Origin of the sequence: Butyricicoccus sp. AF35-5AC, assembly GCF_003477715.1 — a bacterium.
In the GTDB taxonomy this organism is placed as follows: domain Bacteria; phylum Bacillota; class Clostridia; order Oscillospirales; family Butyricicoccaceae; genus Agathobaculum; species Agathobaculum butyriciproducens.
On the sequence record NZ_QUDX01000001.1, the window covers coordinates 599,259 to 617,616 of the forward strand.

Annotated in this window: 13 protein-coding genes; 2 read left to right on the forward strand and 11 right to left on the reverse strand. The window is 56.3% G+C overall.

Features of this window, described 5'->3' with window-relative positions; all coding sequences use genetic code 11:
* Positions 1–870: 870 nt before the first annotated feature.
* Entirely contained in the window at positions 871–1,752 is an 882-nt protein-coding gene (locus tag DWZ82_RS02850; protein WP_118478593.1) for a helix-turn-helix transcriptional regulator, read from the reverse strand.
* A gap of 369 nt (positions 1,753–2,121) precedes the next feature.
* Here DWZ82_RS02850 and DWZ82_RS02855 point away from each other — a divergent pair, with 369 nt between their 5' ends.
* Together DWZ82_RS02855 and iolD are read left to right on the forward strand one after the other, a co-directional pair.
* A complete protein-coding gene (locus tag DWZ82_RS02855) occupies positions 2,122–2,928 on the forward strand; it encodes a 5-deoxy-glucuronate isomerase (RefSeq protein ID WP_117555212.1) in 807 nt (268 codons plus the stop codon).
* A 335-nt stretch (positions 2,929–3,263) separates the two neighbouring features.
* Positions 3,264–5,225 (forward strand): 3D-(3,5/4)-trihydroxycyclohexane-1,2-dione acylhydrolase (decyclizing), encoded by a 1,962-nt coding sequence (gene iolD / locus DWZ82_RS02860; RefSeq protein ID WP_118478780.1) that lies wholly within the window; start codon positions 3,264–3,266, stop codon positions 5,223–5,225.
* 224 nt (positions 5,226–5,449) lie between these two features.
* Here iolD and DWZ82_RS02865 read toward each other — a convergent pair whose 3' ends face one another.
* The 10 genes from DWZ82_RS02865 to mreD form a co-directional block, all read right to left on the reverse strand.
* Positions 5,450–5,854, reverse strand: a complete 405-nt coding sequence (locus tag DWZ82_RS02865) for a VOC family protein (protein WP_118285092.1) — start codon at positions 5,852–5,854, stop codon at positions 5,450–5,452.
* Between the two features lie 367 nt (positions 5,855–6,221).
* Positions 6,222–7,940 (reverse strand): solute:sodium symporter family transporter, encoded by a 1,719-nt coding sequence (locus DWZ82_RS02870; RefSeq protein ID WP_118478595.1) that lies wholly within the window; start codon positions 7,938–7,940, stop codon positions 6,222–6,224.
* Between the two features lie 416 nt (positions 7,941–8,356).
* Positions 8,357–10,360 carry an LTA synthase family protein gene (locus tag DWZ82_RS02875; RefSeq protein WP_118478597.1) on the reverse strand — a complete coding sequence of 668 codons (2,004 nt, stop codon included), beginning with the start codon at positions 10,358–10,360 and terminating at the stop codon, positions 8,357–8,359.
* Positions 10,361–10,434: 74 nt separating this feature from the next.
* The gene (aspS, locus tag DWZ82_RS02880) at positions 10,435–12,246 is read right to left on the reverse strand and encodes an aspartate--tRNA ligase (RefSeq protein ID WP_118478599.1); all 1,812 of its coding nucleotides are present in this window, start codon (positions 12,244–12,246) and stop codon (positions 10,435–10,437) included.
* 103 nt (positions 12,247–12,349) lie between these two features.
* Positions 12,350–12,559 carry a hypothetical protein gene (locus DWZ82_RS02885; protein ID WP_118478601.1) on the reverse strand — a complete coding sequence of 70 codons (210 nt, stop codon included), beginning with the start codon at positions 12,557–12,559 and terminating at the stop codon, positions 12,350–12,352.
* Positions 12,560–12,635: 76 nt separating this feature from the next.
* Entirely contained in the window at positions 12,636–13,994 is a 1,359-nt protein-coding gene (gene hisS / locus DWZ82_RS02890; protein WP_118478603.1) for a histidine--tRNA ligase, read from the reverse strand.
* A 76-nt stretch (positions 13,995–14,070) separates the two neighbouring features.
* On the reverse strand, positions 14,071–14,481 hold the full coding sequence (locus DWZ82_RS02895; protein ID WP_110437294.1) for a methylglyoxal synthase: 411 nt from the start codon (positions 14,479–14,481) through the stop codon (positions 14,071–14,073).
* A gap of 40 nt (positions 14,482–14,521) precedes the next feature.
* Positions 14,522–15,262, reverse strand: coding sequence for a nucleotide-binding protein (locus DWZ82_RS02900; protein ID WP_118478605.1), 741 nt, complete (start codon positions 15,260–15,262; stop codon positions 14,522–14,524).
* 220 nt (positions 15,263–15,482) lie between these two features.
* Positions 15,483–17,819, reverse strand: a complete 2,337-nt coding sequence (locus DWZ82_RS02905; RefSeq protein ID WP_118478607.1) for a penicillin-binding transpeptidase domain-containing protein — start codon at positions 17,817–17,819, stop codon at positions 15,483–15,485.
* 26 nt (positions 17,820–17,845) lie between these two features.
* The gene (mreD, locus tag DWZ82_RS02910) at positions 17,846–18,358 is read right to left on the reverse strand and encodes a rod shape-determining protein MreD (RefSeq protein ID WP_118478609.1); all 513 of its coding nucleotides are present in this window, start codon (positions 18,356–18,358) and stop codon (positions 17,846–17,848) included.

Consider the following 18,358-nt stretch of genomic DNA (forward strand, 5'->3'; position numbering starts at 1 on the left):
CGGCTGAGCGGGGTACTCGAACTGCCGCAGGCGGGTTCGCCCCTAACGGGCGGAGAGTTTTTCGCTGAACCTCAGCGAGGGGATTAGCCGCGCCCCGCGGCGGGGCAAGAGGGTAGACACCAAGGTTTCTACCCTCTTAACTCCCACTTCCTTTTATTTCTTAGCCTGGCGTAGATTGCCGACATGTGACCGCTGCGAAAATAGGGGAACAGCAGAGGATTTTTTCTTCCGTAGGGGAGCACAGTGTGCTCCCATGTCCCGACATATTCGCAGCGTCAGATAAATTACTGCTACACAGACCGGAAAGTCTTCGCAGGCGCGGCATAGCAGTGCCGCGCAACTCGTTAGCGCGTTATGATAGACAGCACCTGCGAGGATAAATTGTACCAAACACCTAAATTCGCAGGTGCCTTCCGGTATAACGCGCAAAAAAATTGCGCGACACTGTTATGTCGCGCCTGCTTAGATGAACCCATATGTGTAGCAGTAATGTATCTGACCCTGCGAACAGGTTGCGAAAGATACGGTAGAAAAAATCCTCTGCCGTACTCCTTTTCGGAGCGGTCACACATAGGAAATTTGCGCCAGATTAGGAAGCAAGGGAAAGGTAGGAGTCCAAAGAGGAAGGAAAACCGCAGGTTGTCCTTCCTTTTTGCCCCCGCGGCGGGCGCCGCGATGCTCCCGCCGTCCGCAGACGGCGAATCCCTGCTGAGGTTCAGCGAAAAACTCCCCGCCCGGAAAGGGCGAACCCGCTAACGCAGTTCGCGTACCCCGCACAATCGGTGCAGAAAAGGAGCCGCCCCGTTAGGGCGAACACGCTGACGCAGTTCGAGCACTCCGGTCAGCCGGTGCAGAAAACAAATCTCGTGTTTAAGTTAAACTGTTTTTCCGATAATGCGACGGCGAAACGCCATACACAAGCCGAAACCGCTTGATAAAGTAGCTGAAATTATCAAATCCGACGCGAAACCCGACCTCCATGACCGGCAGATCGGTCTCACGGAGCAGACGCGCCGCCTGCTCGATCCGCAGGGAATTGATATGCTGGGTGAAGGTCCTTCCGAAATTATCCCGGAAAAAGGTGCTGAAATACTGCGGTGAAAGCCCAAATTCTGCTGCAACCGCCGACAGCGAGAGCGGTTCAGTGAAATGCTCACCGAGGTAGCCGACGATCTCCTTCAGCTGCTGCGCCTTATAGTCCGCGCCCGGGCGCATTTGATGTCCGATGAGTCTGTCGTACTGCGCGCACACGGCCACAATGCCGAGCAGCGCGGCCTTCACGGCAAGCTGACAGCCGGGCGCCTGCACCTGCCACGCGCGCACGATCTGTGCGAGCAGCGCACGGATGTCACTCTGCCCGGGTTCACCGGCGCGGATGCAGGTGGCAAACCGCAGCCGTCCCTCGGCGAGCGGCGACAGCAGCGCGAATTCGCTTTGGTCGGCACGCGAAAACTGTAGGAAATCCGCCGCAAACACGAACGAGCGGAACTGATTTTCCCGTCCGGCGGCACGAATTTCGTGCAATTCCTCACCGGCGGCGAAGAACACATCGCCGTGCGTGCCCTCGTAGGTGTGGTCAGCGATGGTGAGCGAAACGTGGCCCGCGTCCACCGTGATGATTTCCAGCTCCGGGTGCCAGTGATAGGGGATGAAATCGCTGTCATCGGCCTCGCTGCCGTCCAACGCGGGGTAGATCTGGAACGGAAACGCAAGCGTGCCGTGCTCTTTTTTCTCTCGGCGGGCTGCATCCATGGCGAAAATCCTTTCTTATGCACATACTGCGTGCATACCTTAAAATCGTGTTATTACTGCTGAAGAAATTGCAAGCAATCCTTTAAATATCTGCTATAATTATAGATGAAAAAGGAAGGGAAGGCAAGAGTGCGACACAAACCAATCGTATTTTTGTTGTATCATTTGCGAGAAAAACCATGTTGTTTTTTGTGCTGAATGACAAAGCCTTTCCGCACCGCGCCGAATCCGTTCAATGAGTGGTTGAAACTGGCTGTTATGGCGTGGTATAATGATAATAGATAGGCTGTTTTGCACAGCTGAATCTGCGTGATCGGGTGGGATATACCGGTCACCGCACCAAAAAATTATTTTTTGGAGGGAATTCCTATGTACATGGATAAGCAGGTCAAGCGCGGATACAACGAGTACATCCGTCTTGACGAAGGCATCGGCAAGGATGCCATGATGGACGTTGCGCTCCTCGTGATGGAAGACGGCGACACCTGGAGCTGCGAGGAGCCTGAAAAGGAAGTTGCAGCACTGGTATTCGACGGCAAGTGCACCATCAAGTGGGAGAATGAGTCCTACGACGTAGACCGTCCGAATCCGTTCGATTACAACCCGTCCTGCCTGCACGTTTGCAAGGGCGTAAAGTTCGAGATCATCGCACACGGTCCGTGCAACATCTACATCCAGAAGACGCTGAACGAAAAGACCTTCCCGAGCAAGATGTACAAGCCGGAAGACACCGATACCTGGGCACGCGGCAACAAGGGCGAGCTGATGGGCTGCATCAAGCGTGATGTACGCACCTGCTTCGATCTGGACAACGCACCGTACTCCAACATGGTACTGGGCGAGGTTGTCAACCTGCCGGGCAAGTGGTCCTCTTACCCGCCGCATCATCATCCGCAGCCGGAGTGCTACTTCTACCGCTTCGACAAGCCGATGGGCTTCGGCGCAGGCTGGGGCAACGGCGAGATTTACGAGACCCATCACAACGGTCTGGCTATCATCACCGATAAGATGCACTCTCAGGTAACCGCACCGGGTTACTCCTGCTGCTACGCATGGGGCATCCGTCATCTGCCGGGCGACCCGTGGGACAAGACCCGCATCGACGACGAGGAGCACCTGTGGCTGCTTGAGGACGATGCCAACGATCATATCTGGCACTGCCCGAGCGGCAACTGATTGCCGCTTATAGGGGCGACTCCGTCTCCCCTATATACGCCAAAAGTTCCGTAGAAACTTTTGGCGATACCCCTCTCACCTTTGCACGGCAAAGGTGGCTGCGCCGCCACGGCGCAGGCAGGGGTATCAAAGTCCGGCGGAGCTGGACTTTGATAAGGAACTGCATCTGCCGCGTGCGCGCGGCAGGCACGAGACCTGTCTCGTGCGTTTGGGAACCTATGGTTCCCTTGCCCCTCCTTTTGGAGAGGGAGGGTGCTAAGTCAAGGCTTGTTGGAGACTGGCTTTGATTCATCATTATTTGTATTCTATTTAGGAGGATTTCCAACATGATTCATATGGAAACCGTTCGTCTGACTGCGTCTCAGGCACTCGTTCGCTTCCTCGAGAACCAGTATATCAGCTACATTGATATGGATGGCAACGAGCAGGAGCACAAGTTCGTTAAGGGCATCTTCATGCTGCCGGGCCACGGCAACGTAGTTGGCTTCGCTAACGGCGTTGAGCAGGAGCTCAAGGACATGGTTGTTTACCAGGGCAAGAACGAGCAGGGCATGGCTCTGGCTGCAGTTGGCTACGCTAAGCAGATGCGCCGCAAGTCCATCTTCGCCTGCACCTCTTCCGTAGGCCCCGGCGCGTGCAACATGGTTACCGCTGCTGCAACCGCTACCGCTAACAACATTCCGGTTCTGATCCTGCCGGGCGACATCTACGCTTCCCGTCAGCCGGACCCGGTTCTCCAGCAGATGGAGCAGCCGCAGAACCTGTCCATCTCCGCTCATGATGCTTTCCAGGCTGTTACCAAGTACTGGGGCCGCATCAACCGTCCGGAGCAGGTTATGACCGACATGATCTCCGCTATGCGTGTTCTGACCGATACCGCTAACACCGGTGCTGTTGCAATTTCTCTGCCGCAGGACGTTCAGGCTGAAGCATATGATTACCCGGTTGACTTCTTCAAGAAGCGCGTATGGCGCGTTGACCGCCGTCCGGTTACCAAGTACGCTCTGGACAAGGCTGTTGAGGTCATCAAGAACGCAAAGAAGCCGCTCCTGATCTGCGGCGGCGGCGTTCGTTATGCTGAGGCACACAAGGTATTCAAGAAGTTCGCTGAGGACTTCGGCATCGCATTCGGCGAGACCCAGGCCGGCAAGTCCGCTGTTGTTTGGGATCACGAGCTGAACCTCGGCGGTCTGGGCACCACCGGCGGCATCGCTGCAAACAAGCTGGCGCACGAGGCTGACGTTGTAATCGGCGTTGGCACCCGTTACACCGACTTCACCACCGCTTCCAAGTGGCTGTACCGCACCGACGCTAAGTTCGTCAACATCAACCCGTCTGAGTTCCAGGCTTACAAGATGGACGCTACGCCGGTCGTTGCTGACGCAAACGAGGCTCTGACTGCTATCGGCGAGGAGCTGGCTAAGATCGGCTACCACACCGACAAGGCTTACGCTGAGGAAGTTGCTGCTCTGCGCAAGGAGTGGTGGACTGAGGTTGAGCGTCTGGACAAGGTTGAGTACACCGACAAGGAGCACTTCACCCCGGAGTGCAACGACGACAACCGTGAGTGCGTTGAGAAGTACATCGAGGATACCGGCTGCAAGCTGTGCCAGACCACCGTTCTGGGCACCATCAACCATCTCATTGATGACAACGCTATCGTATGTGCAGCAGCAGGCTCTCTGCCGGGCGACATGCAGGGTCTGTGGCGTGCCCGCAAGGAGAACACCTACCACATGGAGTACGGTTACTCCTGCATGGGTTACGAGGTTGCCTCCGCTCTGGGCGCTAAGATCGCTTGCCCGGATCAGGAAGTTTACGCTATGTGCGGCGACGGTTCCTTCGACATGCTGCACTCTGAGCTGATCACTTCGGTTCAGATGGGCCACAAGATCAACGTTATGCTGTTCGATAACGCTTCCTTCGGCTGCATCAACAACCTCGAGGTTTCCAACGGCAATGCTTCCATCTGCACCGAGAAGAACATGCTTGAGGAAGGCGTAACCAACGGCGTACACAAGGGCAAGGTAATCCAGGTAGATTACGCTGCAATCGGCGCTGCTTACGGCTGCAAGACCTACACCGTTAAGACTCTTGACGAGCTGAAGGCTGCAATCGAGGATTCCAAGAAGCAGACCGTTTCCACCCTGATCGACATGAAGGTTCTGCCGAAGACCATGTCCGCAGGTTACGAGGCTTGGTGGCGTGTAGGCGTAGCTGAGGTATCTCAGAAGGCTGAGGTTCAGGCTGCCCGCAAGCGCATCGAGGATCACCTGTTCGAGTCCCGCCACTATTAATAGCGCGCGATAAACTCGCTTTAGGTTTACGAAAGCTCCCAACCGTGAGGTTGGGAGCTTTTTTGTCGCTTGAGGGCTGAATAAGGGAGAATTGAGAATTAGTGTGGTGGTTGTGCTTTTTATTTGTATGCTGTTTCATTTTTAAGGAGCGAATTAAATAGTTTCCGTAGAGCGGGCTGCATAAAAAACACCTCCCATCGATACAGACGGGAGGAGTTCTTTTTTTACAGCATCTGCAGCAGCTCGATCTGCTCACCGGACGGACCGGTAAAGAACCAGTTCTGCAGGCCGCCGAAGGTATTCGGCAGCACCTTCTTCTCCGGTGCGGTGAAGCTGATAACGCCTGCCGCCTTGAGGTCAGCCGCGGTCTTGTCGAGGTCATCAACGTAAACGGCAAAGTGCGGGATGCTGCCTTCACCGGACGGCACGAGCGTGCCTGCGGGCGGCTCGATCAGCTCGAGCAGGAAGCCGCCGAATTCAACGAGTGCCAGCTTCTTCAGGCCTTCCGGCGTCTCTACGCCGTCGCGCTTGAATACACTGCCGCCGATCATCTCGTAAAATGCAATGCTCTGGTCCATATCTACGGTGTAAATCGCAATATGGCCGATACCTTTATAGTGTTCCTTCATGGTGATTCCTCCTTGTGCGGGCGTTCTCGCCTTAGTATTAGCATAGCACGTTTTGCATGATTTGCATAGGGGATAGGCATAAAAAAACGACCGTCTTTTGACGGTCGTTTCAGGCTGTCGCGAAACTACAGTTTCGCCGACAAGCAGGAACGGACCGTAGGCCGTTCCAAAGTCGTCCAAAAGTTCCCATACGGAAACTTTTTCCCTCTTAAGGTATAAAAACCGAGATACACGCTCCCGGTTTTTATGAATTTGCAAAGCAAATTCTATTTAACGCGCGCTGCCGCGCGATATGATAAAATTGGTTCAATACCGACTTTTTTGACAAACTAAAACGACCGTCTTTCGACGGTCGTTTTGAGTTGCATTACTGAACAGAATCGGAAACAGAAGCAGTGGTCTGATTCTCGAGGTAGTTCTGGTAGGTGGTCTTCTCGCTCTTGCCGAAGCCAAGGGGAGAGAAGATTACATAAGCCAGAACCATGATCAGCAGGGTAACGGTAGCCCAGATCTTGCCGTTCTTCCACGGGGTCAGATCTACAGCGCCTACGTCCTTCAGCTCGAAATCGGTTGCACGCGGATGCTTCTTAACGATTACCCACATCAGCAGCATGTCGAATACGAACAGGATCGCGGTGAAGTACAGGTAGTGGATGTTGTTCAGTGCCGGGATTACGTTACGCAGACCGAACTGGAGGATGAAGTACAGAACAACGTGTACCGGGATGACGATCTTAGCAGCGATAGCCGGAACCTTCTTCCAGAAGAAGCCGCACAGCAGGCAAACAAAGATCGGGGTGTTGAACGCAGCGAAAGCAGAGTTTACGAAGCTCGTGATGCCGCCCATGTACAGCATGAACGGGGACATGATGGTGGAAACAACTGCTACGACAGTACCGAAGTTCTGACCGATCTTAACCATGCGGGCATCGGATGCGGTCGGGTTGAACAGCGGACGGTGAATGTCGAGTGCGTAGATGGTGGATGCGGAGTTCAGTACCGAGTTGAAGGAGGACAGGATCGCGCCGAACATTACAGCAGCGAAGAAGCCCAGGATCGGCTTCGGCATAACCTGTGCTACCAGCATCGGGTAAGCGGAGTCGCCGGAACCCCAGTCCATGCCCGGGTAAGCCAGTGCACAGATAACGCCCGGAACAACGATGATCAGCGGAGTCATGATCTTGAGGAAGCCTGCAAATACGGCGCCCTTCTGTGCTTCCTTCAGGTTCTTAGCACCGAAGGTACGCTGGATGATGGACTGGTTGGTTGCCCAGTAGTACATGTTGTTGACCAGCAGACCGGTGAACAGCAGCGGCCACGGGAGCCACGGCTCCGGGGTGTTAACCTCGTTGATGGCGTTCAGGTAGGACGGATTGGTGTGCAGGAACTTGTCGAAGCCGTCCACGAAGGAGCCGTCGCCGCCGAGCTGACCGGACAGGAACATGAAGCCGAATACCGGAACCAGCAGGCCGCCGACGATCAGGCCGAGGCCGTTGATGGAGTCGGACAGTGCGATTGCCTTCAGGCCGCCGAAGATGGCGTAGATAGAACCGATGATTGCGGTTGCAACACATACGATTGCGATTGCTGCGAAACGGGAAATACCGAACATCTTGTCAATGCCGAAGATGTTTACGAATACCTGTGCGCCTGCGTACAGGATGTTCGGCAGCATGATTACAACGTAGCTGAGCAGTACGATGATGGAAACCAGACGGCGGGTGCCTTCGTCGTAGCGCTGCTCAAAGAACTGCGGAACGGTGGTCAGACCGGTCTTCAGGTACTTCGGCATCAGTACGAATGCGAGGATTACCAGAGCGATTGCAGAGGTTACCTCCCAGCCCATGGTGGACATGCCGACGCGAACTGCCTGACCGTTGTTGCCAACGAGCTGTTCTGCGGAAAGGTTGGTCATCAGCAGAGAACCGGCAATGACCGGGCCGGTCAGGCTGCGGCCGCCGAGATAGTAGCCGTCCTGCGTGTCGAGGTTGTCACCGCGGGTTTTCCACCACGAGATGAGTGCGACGAGTGCCGTGAACGCCACGAAGGTGATCGCGGTAAACGCCATGGAGTTTACGAAGTTCATCTTTTTCTCCCCTTGTAAAAATTTCGTGTCCCGGCGGAGATCCCTCAAAATCCACCGGAACGATTTCTGAATGACGGCCTCGGTCTGCGCTTGCGTGCGCGTGCCCGCAAGATCCCAAAAAACAAGACCATCAATCGAAGGACTGAAGATCTGTCGAATGGGCAAACCGCGTTGCCGTTTGTCCGAGAGTTATTTTAACACTATACAGAGGCTATAGCAAAACATTTTTTTTACTTTTTTTGCACTTTGGATACTTGCACATAAACAAGAAGGCGTATTTGTGCATTTCGACGTTAACTAAAAGCGGATTTACAAAGTGAACGTTAAAAAATTATCAATAACAACGAAAAAATTCGTAAAAATGTATCTTTTTTACAAGAAAAAATCCCCACATAAAGTGGGGATTCTGTACGGAATTACGGTGTATACCATTCATCGCTGCGATTTTTTGCGTCAAAAATCTGCGCATATTCCGCATGGTGATAATCGTTCAGCAGGTCGTTTTCCGGCTGTTCACTCTGCGGATACCAGGAGCCGTCCGGCAGGCGGTAGCCGTTGACGTTCATCACCGGAATCTGCTGCTGCAGGGCAAGGCGCATCTGGTCAAAGCCCGAGGTCGAGCAGCCGAGCGCGTTCAGCGCATACGCGGACAGATAGTTCGCGCTGATCTGCATGTTTGTCTGCTCCTTGATGTCGTAGTTCGCCCAGATGAAGAACGGCGTTACCATCTTTTTCTGGCGCAGCTCGGCATCCGAGAGATTGCCGCGCTGACTCTCGAGCAGGGTGTTGTAAAAGTCCTCCGGCAGATTGGGCTGGTGGTCGCCGAAGAACACGATCGCCGTCGGCTCATCCACCTTGGAGAAGTAGCTGATCAGCTCCTGCACGGCATCGTCGCTGTACCGCACGAGCGACAGGTACTGGTCGACCGTTGGGTACTTGTCCTGCTCCTCGCCGGTGAGGCAGATGCGCTTGTCGAAGTAACCGTCGCCGTCCCAGTCGTAGCCGCCGTGGTTCTGCATCGTTACGTTGAACACGAACAGCGGCGTGTTTTCCCTCTTGCTCTCGTACAGCTCGAAAATCTTCTTGTAGCTTGCGCTGTCGCTGATATAATCGCGCACACGACCGGCGTCAGCGGCAAAATCGTCCTGATAATACTGCGCTTCAAAGCCGAAGAAGCGGTAGACGTTCGTGCGGTTCCACGAGGTGGACAGATAGGGATGAATCGCCGCCGTCTGGTAGCCGAGCGAATCCAGACCCGAGGTCAGATTGGGCATTTCGCTCTTGATGAACACCTGATACGCCGAGCAGTTGTACGGCAGGAACGCCATCGAATCGCCGGTGAGGAACTCCAGCTCGGTGTTGGCGGTGCCGCCGCCGAAGGTCGAAACGGTCAGCTGACCGCTGATGGTGTTTTCCTGACCCTGCATCAGCTTGTGCACATACGGCATGGGGTCCTCGTTGGTCTCAAGCGCACCGACCGAGCCGAGATCCGAGAAGGATTCGTTCATGATCACGATCAGATTGGGCGTTTTCGTGCCCTGTTTGCCGGTAAATTCGCTCTGTGCGGCAGAAAGCGCGTCCGCGCTGTAGCCCTCCGGCTGCTTGACAAACGAGCTGGTCGCGCAGCGCAGGAAGTAGAAAATCTCGCTGTACTGGCGGCTGGACTGCCAGAACGCCAGTCCGGTGCCGACCGTCTGGATGCCGGTGTAGGCGATGAACGCCAGCACGAGCACACACGGCAGCGAAAACAGTCTGCGGAAGTACCAGCGCTTGTGCACCTTGAAGCTGCGCTGCATCAGGCACACGCTCACGCAGAACAGCACAGCCGCCGCCGCGGCGCGGAGCACGGAAAGCTCTATCGGTGCAGAGTAGCCCTTGGACACGTTGGCTGCCGTGCCGATGGCGGCAATGTCGCTCAGCATGACAGGCGTGCCGCGGAACAGCATAACGTAGTGGTCGATCATGCCGTGGATCATCGAAATTGCCATGCCGAGGCATACGCCGATACGCACGTTGCCGCAGATCAGATACGCCGCGGCGTAAACCGCCACATAGCAGATCCAACCCTGAAAAAAAGACTGCTTGAGCGTGATGACACAGCCCTTGACCATGTATTCCACCAGGATCAGGCTGACAGCCGCCGCAGACAGGAACAGCAGCACGTCATGCACTAGCAGAACCGCCGCGTACAGCCGCGTGTGATTTTCCGCAAACGGGTGGTTGCGGCGCCACGGACGCAGCACCAGCGGTACAAATGCGCCTGCGGTCAGCCAGTGCGAGATGGTCGGCTGATACATCAGCGAGCCCCTGCTCAGCAGGGGATGGAACAGCAGGAAAAACGCAACGAGCAGCAGTACGTTTGCACCGATTCGGTACGGATTTCTTCCGGTTTCGTTTTGAACCTTGTGTTCAATGCTCAAAAAAAGTTGCTCCTTTCGCAGAAACGGAAAAGCCGCTGTGGTGTTTCCGCAGCGGCTTCTCAAGTCGTTAGAATTTATGCCTCAGGCGTTTCCTCTACGCGGGTAACTGCGATAGAGAGATCGTCCAGCTGCTTGTCGTCTACAATATCCGGGCAGTTCATCATCAGGTCGGACGCGTTCTGAACCTTCGGGAAGGCGATCACGTCGCGGATGGAATCCAGACCGGCGAGCAGCATGCACAGACGATCCAGACCGTAAGCCAGACCACCGTGCGGAGGTGCGCCGTAGGAGAACGCAGTGATCAGGTGACCGAACTGCTCCTTGGCCTTCTCCTCGGTGAAGCCGAGGGCCTCGAACATCTTGGTCTGCAGCTCGGGATCGTGGATACGAATGGAGCCGCCGCCCAGCTCACAGCCGTTGAGGATAATGTCGTAAGCCTTGGCACGAACCTTGGCCGGATCGGTGTCCAGCAGCGGGATATCCTCGTCCATCGGTGCGGTGAACGGATGGTGCATGGCAACGAGGCGGTTCTCCTCCTCGCTGTACTCGAACTGCGGGAACTCGGTGACCCACAGCAGCTTGAAGTCGTCCTTCTTGGCAAGGCCCAGACGCTTAGCCAGCTCGCAGCGCAGCGCGCCCAGAGCAACAGCGGCGGTCTGCCAGTTTGCGTCGGCAACAACGAACAGCAGGTCGTTCTCCTTTGCACCTGCGCGCTCCTTGATGGCTGCAATCTCGTCCTCGGACAGGAACTTGGCAAACGAGGAGGTCATGCTGCCGTCTGCGGCGAGCTTCATCCATGCAAGGCCCTTTGCGCGGTAGGTCTTGACGAACTCGCCGAGCTTGTCGATCTCCTTGCGCGGGAACTTGTCCGCGTAGCCGTTTACGTTGATGAGACGGACCGTACCGCCGTTCGCTACGGTGTCCTTGAACACCTTGAACGAGCAGTTTGCGGCAATGTCGGAAATATCCTTGATCTCAAAGCCAAAGCGAACGTCCGGCTTGTCCGAGCCGTACTTGTCCATGGCGTTCTGCCAGGTCATGCGCGGCAGCGGCAGCTGAATGTCAACATCGAGCACTTCCTTGAATACGCGCTGGAGGAAGCCCTCGTTGACGGCGATAACGTCATCCTGCTCAACGAACGACATCTCGAGGTCGATCTGGGTGAATTCCGGCTGACGGTCAGCACGCAGATCCTCATCGCGGAAGCAGCGGGTGATCTGAATGTAGCGGTCCATGCCGGACAGCATGAGCAGCTGCTTGTACTGCTGCGGGGACTGCGGCAGGGCGTAGAACTTGCCCGGATGCACACGGGACGGCACGAGGTAGTCGCGCGCACCCTCCGGCGTGGACTTGGTCAGCATCGGGGTCTCGATCTCGAGGAAGCCGTGCTCGTCGAAGTAGTTGCGGGCAACCTGCGTTACGCGGTGGCGCAGCATCAGGTTCTTCTGCATGGACGGACGGCGCAGATCGAGGTAGCGGTACTTCAGACGAATCTGGTCACCGACCTCCTTGGTGTCGTCAATCTCAAACGGGGTGGTCTCCGCCTTGGACAGAATGCGAATGTCCTCGGCAATAATTTCAACCTCGCCGGTCGGCATCTTCTTGTTGATGGCTGCCTCATCGCGGGCCACCAGCTTGCCCTTTACCGCTACAACGAACTCGGTGCGGCAGGTGAAGGCAATGTCGAACAGGTCGGCGTTGACCGACTTGTCGAACGTGCACTGCACGATGCCTGCGCGGTCGCGCAGCAGCAGGAACAGAACGCCGCCGTTGTCGCGCACGCGGTCAACCCAGCCGTTTACGGTAACGGTCTGGCCTGCGTGCTCCAGGCGAAGCTCGCCGCACATGTGCGTGCGCTTCATGCCTGCAATAGATGTGTTATTCATGTTTATCAATCCTTTAAGATTTGTTTATTACAGTTTTGATTTGCAGAGCAAATTCTATTTAATACGCGCTGTTGCACGAATTAGCTGAAATATAGATGGTAAGTTACTGATTGTCCTTATCCTTCATCGCCGGACGAACGTGCTCATAATAGCCGAGAAAGGCCATAACCGCAAACAGAATGATGCCGGCGAAGGCGATAAGGAACATAATGGAAGCGTTGTCGGCAATCGACGCGGAAAGCGCCAGAATAGCCGCAATGACACCAAGCATGCCGGTTATCATGAGAATACCGCCGTAAATAAGCTGTTTCATAAACAATCCCTCCATATTCAGTTGAAAATCTATCTCTACTAAAGGCGGGGGGGCACCCGCCCTGCAATTTAGCGATTTATTTGTCGCAGATGACCTTGCCTGCGTTCTTCTTCGCCAGACCGTCATGAATCAGCTTAGCTGCCTCGTCAAGCGAAATCTTGACCTGCTCGCCGCTCTCCATATCCTTGACAGCGACCACGCCTGCGTTAATTTCATCCTCGCCGAGGAAGATAACGAACGGAATGCCCAGCTTGTCGGCGTAGCCGATCTTGTGCTTGAACTTCTTCTGCTCGCTGTACAGCTGGGTGCGGATGCCCGATTCACGCAGAGCGGTAGCGGTCTTGATAGCGGCGCCCATGTCGTCAGTCATCGGCAGGATGAGTACGTCTGCCGGTGCCTTGTTCATCTGGTCGTTCAGATAACCCTGCTCACCGAGAACGTAGAACAGACGGGTCAGGCCGATGGAAATGCCAACGCCCGGCAGCTGCTTGTCGGTGTAATACTCGGCAAGGTTGTCGTAGCGGCCGCCCGAGCAGATGGAACCGATTTCCGGATGGTCGAGCATAGCGGTCTCATAAACGGTGCCGGTGTAGTAGTCCAGACCGCGGGCAATCGTCAGGTCGATCTCGAAGTGGTCAGCCGGAACGCCGAACGCCTGCATATAGGTTGCAACAGTTTTCAGCTCCTCTGCGCCGAGGTCGAATACCTCGTTCCTGCCCTTGTATCCCTCCAGCGCCGCGAGGATACCCTCGGTGCCGCCCGGGGTCTCGATGAACTTCAGCAGCTCGTCAGCCGTAGCAGCTTCCACGCCGAAATCTTCGACCAGAATGGTCTTTACCTTCTCTGCGCCGATCTTCTCCAGCTTGTCGATGGTACGCATCACGTCGCCAGCCTTCTCGGTCAGACCGAGGATAGCAAAGAAGCCGTTGAGCACCTTGCGGTTGTTGATGCGGATCTTGAAGCGCTCGAGGCCCAGGGAGGTGAACGTCTTGTAGATGATGCTCGGCACCTCGGCCTCGTTGATGATGTCCAGCTTGCCGTCACCGATGACGTCGATGTCCGCCTGATAGAACTCGCGGAAACGACCGCGCTGTGCGCGCTCACCGCGATAAACCTTGCCGATCTGGAAACGGCGGAACGGGAAGGTCAGCTCGCCGTAGTGCTGGGCAACATACTTTGCCAGCGGTACGGTCAGATCGAATCGCAGGGACAGATCGCTGTCGCCCTTGGTGAAGCGGTAGATCTGCTTTTCGGTCTCGCCGCCGCCCTTGGCAAGCAGCACCTCGGAGGACTCGATCAGCGGGGTATCCAGCGGATAGAAGCCGTACAGCGCATAGGTTTCGCGCAGTACCTGCATGATGCGCTCCATCTGCACCTGCGGTGCCGGAAGCAGCTCCATAAAGCCGGATAAGGTTCTGGGTTTTACTTTTTCCATAACTATTTTGATTCTCCTCAAGACAGACGTATGCACCGAATTGGCGTACCCGATCCGGTGCAACGAATGCTATTGTTTATTTTTTGTTCTTCGGGTTGACAATATTACGCCAATCCAGATCACCGCGGTCCAGACCGAGGATGAGCATTTCAGCGGTTGCCGAGTTGGTTGCAATCGGGATATTGTGCATGTCACACAGGCGGGAAATCGCATGAACGTCCGGTTCGTACTGTGCGTTGGACATCGGATCACGGAAAAACAGCACGAGGTCGATCTCGTTGTAGGCTACGCGCGCGGAGATCTGCTCCTCGCCGCCCTGCATACCCGCAAGGCACTTGTCGATTTTCAGACCGGTAGCTTCTTCAACAAATTTGCCGGTGGTGCCGGTGGCACAGATGTTATGCTTTGCAAGAATACCGCAGTATGCCATGCAAAACTGTACCATCAGTTCTTTTTTGCGGTCATGTGCGATCAGTGCAATGTTCATCAGGAATAACCCCTTTCCTGTATATTTATTTCGAGATTTCTTACAATTTAAGTGGAATACGCTCGCCGTTGAGCCGCCGGGCGATATTCACAAAGGCGCGAGCCGCGCCCGTGTGCTTGACGGCATGAATGCTCCTGCCGCTGTTGCTGCACGAAATGAGGTCCACATCCTCGGGCACGAGACCAAGCAGGGGAAGTCCCGCTTCGTCCATCGCGTCGTCGATGTTGCCGGATTTGCCGTGGCTGATAAGCTGCGGACGCACGCGGTTAAGCACCATGCGGATGCGCTGGATGCAGTATTCCTCCTCCAGCTTGCGGGCGCAGCGTTCTGCGCCGCGGACACACACGCGGTCGGTCGAGGTGACGATGATCGCCTGCGTGGCAATATGCGCCAGAAAGGAAAGCTCAGCCGGCAGTCCGGCGGGACCGTCGATCAGCAGGTAGTCGAACCCGGCATCCTCGGCCTGCACAGCCAGCTGCTCCATGCCGCGCTCGCTGAGAGCGGGAAGCGCCACCGGTGCAGTGAGTAAGTACAGCGTTTTCATATCCGGATGACACGCCATGGCATCCGCGAGGGGGACCGCGCCGCCTGCCACATCGGCAAACGAGTAGACCACCCGGTCGGACATGCCGAGCACGATATCCAGATTGCGCAGACCGCAGTCGCCGTCAATCAGCAGCACTTTGCTGCCAAGCTGCGCGAGAGCCGCGCCTACGCCCGCTGTAAGGGAAGTTTTTCCTGTGCCGCCCTTACCGGACGCAACAAGAATCACCTTCAACATACCGCCTCCGAAAGAAAACCTTATTTAAGGCAATACTGCATAAATCTGCAGATTCGCCTACAAGTGTATTATAAACTAACAGCGGGCGGTTTACAAGCGTTCCACGCGAATTTTTTGACGAAAACTTCAAATGGCACCGGGTTTGGAAAGAAAAAACCCGGCAAAATCACATTTGCCGGGCTTAGGATGCCGCGAAACTGCAGTTTCGCTTACAATTGTTTTATCGAATCAGGGTGTTCTCCGCCTGACGGGAGGCTGCGCTGTCCGACTTGCCGATGGAGAAATACTCATCGAGCATATCACGTACAATCGGCGCAACGTAAGCGCCGTGGCCTGCGCCTTCACCGACCACGCAGATAACGATCTGCGGGTTGTCAAAGGGTGCAAACGCGATGAACAGACCGTTGTCGAATGACTCGCCGTTCTCGAACATCTCGGCCGTACCGGTCTTGCCGCCGACCTTGATGGGGTAGTCTGCGAAAACGCTGCCTGCGGTACCGCCCTCGTCGGTAACCTCGCTCATGCCCTGCATGACAAGCTCGCGCGTGGCATCCGAAATGTCGATCTTGCCGCGCACCTCGGATTCATCGGTTTTCATAAAGCTGCTGTAATCGTAGCTTTTGATGCTTTTGACGAGCGTCGGCTTGTACAGCGTGCCGCCGTTTACGATAGCGGAAACATAGTTTGCCAGCTGCAGCGGCGTAAAGCCGTTATCCGACTGGCCGATCGCTGCGTTCAGATCATCGCCGCCCTGCCACTCGCGGATCGCCGGGTCGGCCTTGCGCTGCTGCTCACGATAGGTCGGGCCTGCTGCCTGACCGGTGGCTTCGCCGACCTCGATGCCGGTCGCCGTGCCGAGACCGAACTTCTTAGTCCACTGCTCGAGGTGCTCACCGGTCAGCTTCTGACCGACCGTGTAGAAGAACGTATTGCACGAGTATTTGAGCGCATCCGTGACGTTGAGCGTCATGGGCGTGTCGTGGTTGTTGCAGCGGAAGGTCTGTCCGCCGTACTCGTAGGTGCCGGTGCAGGTAACGTAGGTGTCACCGGAGATGATGCCTTCCTCCAGACCCGCGATGGCGGTCACCATCTTAAAGGTGGAGCCCGGCGGGTACACACCCGAGGTTGCACGGTTTACCTCCGGATGGCGGCTGTCCGCCTGGATGGAGGCGTAGTTTTTGTTGTAGTTTGCCAGGTCGTAGGTCGGGTAGGATGCCATCGCGAGCACCTCGCCTGTGTTCGGGTCGAGCGCAACAGCCGCGCCGCCCTTGCCGTAGGCAGACAGATTGCTTTCCAGCGATTTCTCGGCAACTTCCTGCAGGTCAAGGTCAATCGTGGTGATAACATTGTCGCCCGGCTTGGGAGCCGTAGCGGTGGTCTGCTCGGCAATAGCCGAACCGCCAAGGTCGGTCTCCACCGTGCGGGAGCCTGCCGTGCCATGCAGGTAGGACTCGAGCGCGCTCTCCAGACCGGACTTGCCGATGAGATCGCTCATCTGGTAGCCTGCCTTGTCCTTGTAAGGGCCGCCGTTTTGGTCGGAACTCCACTCGTCGGAGGTCAGGGAGCCGATCGTGCCGAGCAGGTGCGCGGCAGTGGCGGTGTCGTACTGGCGGACGGCTTCGCTCTGGATTTCAATGCCCTGAAAATCCGCGCTGTGCTCCTTGATATAGGCGATCAGGTCCATCGGCACATTGTCCGCGAGCGTGTAGGTCGCTTGATTGCTGAAGCCGACCGTGCGCATGCTGTAATAGATGCCGACCATCGTGCGGGCATCCGAAAGCGAGAGATCGGTCGGCATGCCGAGGTTTTTCTCCATATAGGCGCGCATGGCATTGATAAACTCGGTCGGGGAGACCAGCTTGGTCGCATCCACCTGCGCTGCCTGATCAATGATGTTGCCGTTCTCGTCGGTCTTGGGGTCGGTCTCGCTCGCCTGCTTGGCAGCGTCTACGGCCGCCGTAACCGCATCCAGACCGAGCGACTTGGCGCTGTCCTTCATATAACCCGATAATTCGGTCAGCGATGAGCTGTTGTAGGTAAACGGCGCGGACTGCGTGATCGGCAGCCGGTCGTTGATGGACGGAATCGCCGCCGTGTCCGCAGAAACCGCCTGCGCGGTGTCGGTCGGGGTGTCCGAGGACGTATCCGTGCTGCCTGCGGCATCCGCAGAGGTGTCACTCGAGGTATCGGTGGCAGCAGCCGTCTTTGCGGCATTCTGCTTGGCGGTCGCGTCCACGGCTGCGGTTTGGATACGGTGCGTCAGATCGAGCAGGGTATCAAACCGCTTGTCGTTGCCGTCCCAGAAGGACGAGTAGATGAGCACGAGCGAAAAGCCGGTGTTGTTGGTGACGAGCGGCCTGCCGTAGCGGTCGAGAATCTCACCGCGGGCTGCGGAAACCGTAGATGTGGTGGTGAGAAACTCCGCCGAGCGGCGGACATACTTTTCGCCGCTCAAAATCTGCAGCTGGAATAACTGCGAGAGCGCCACACCGCTGCACAGCAGCAGCAGTCCGCACAGCGCGAGCAGACGGCGAAGCAGTTGAGGTTTATTTAACATGGGGAAGTGCTCCTTTCCGCAAAGGGTCAGCGGCTGCGCTTGCGGGATTTGCCGCTGAGCCTGCGCAGCGGCAGGTAAACGACAAAGCAGAACAGGCAGGTCAGCACCGTACCGACGGCAAGCTGCCGCAGGACGATCAGGAAGGACGCGCCTGCATGCATCAGCGAGAAGAGATACCGCAGCAGACCGAGCAGCACACACTCAAACGCCGTGAGGATGAGCATGGAAATGTAATTGCGGGTGAGCAGTCTCTGGCAGAGCCTTCCGGCGGCATAGCCGAACAGCAGGAAAAACAGGGGATAGAGACCGTCCACGCCGGTGAAGCTGAGGTCATAGCAGATGCCGACCGTCACGCCGGTAACAGCCGCCTCCGCAGGACCGCCGAGCAGCGCGGCTGCCGTGACGAGTGCGGGCAGCAGATCGACCGCAGAGCCGAAAATGCGCATGCCGCCGAACGTGCCGGTCTGCAGCGCGAAGATAATCACCGAAAACAGCACATACGCGATCAGCTTCGGGATGGAAATATGTTCTCTCTGCAT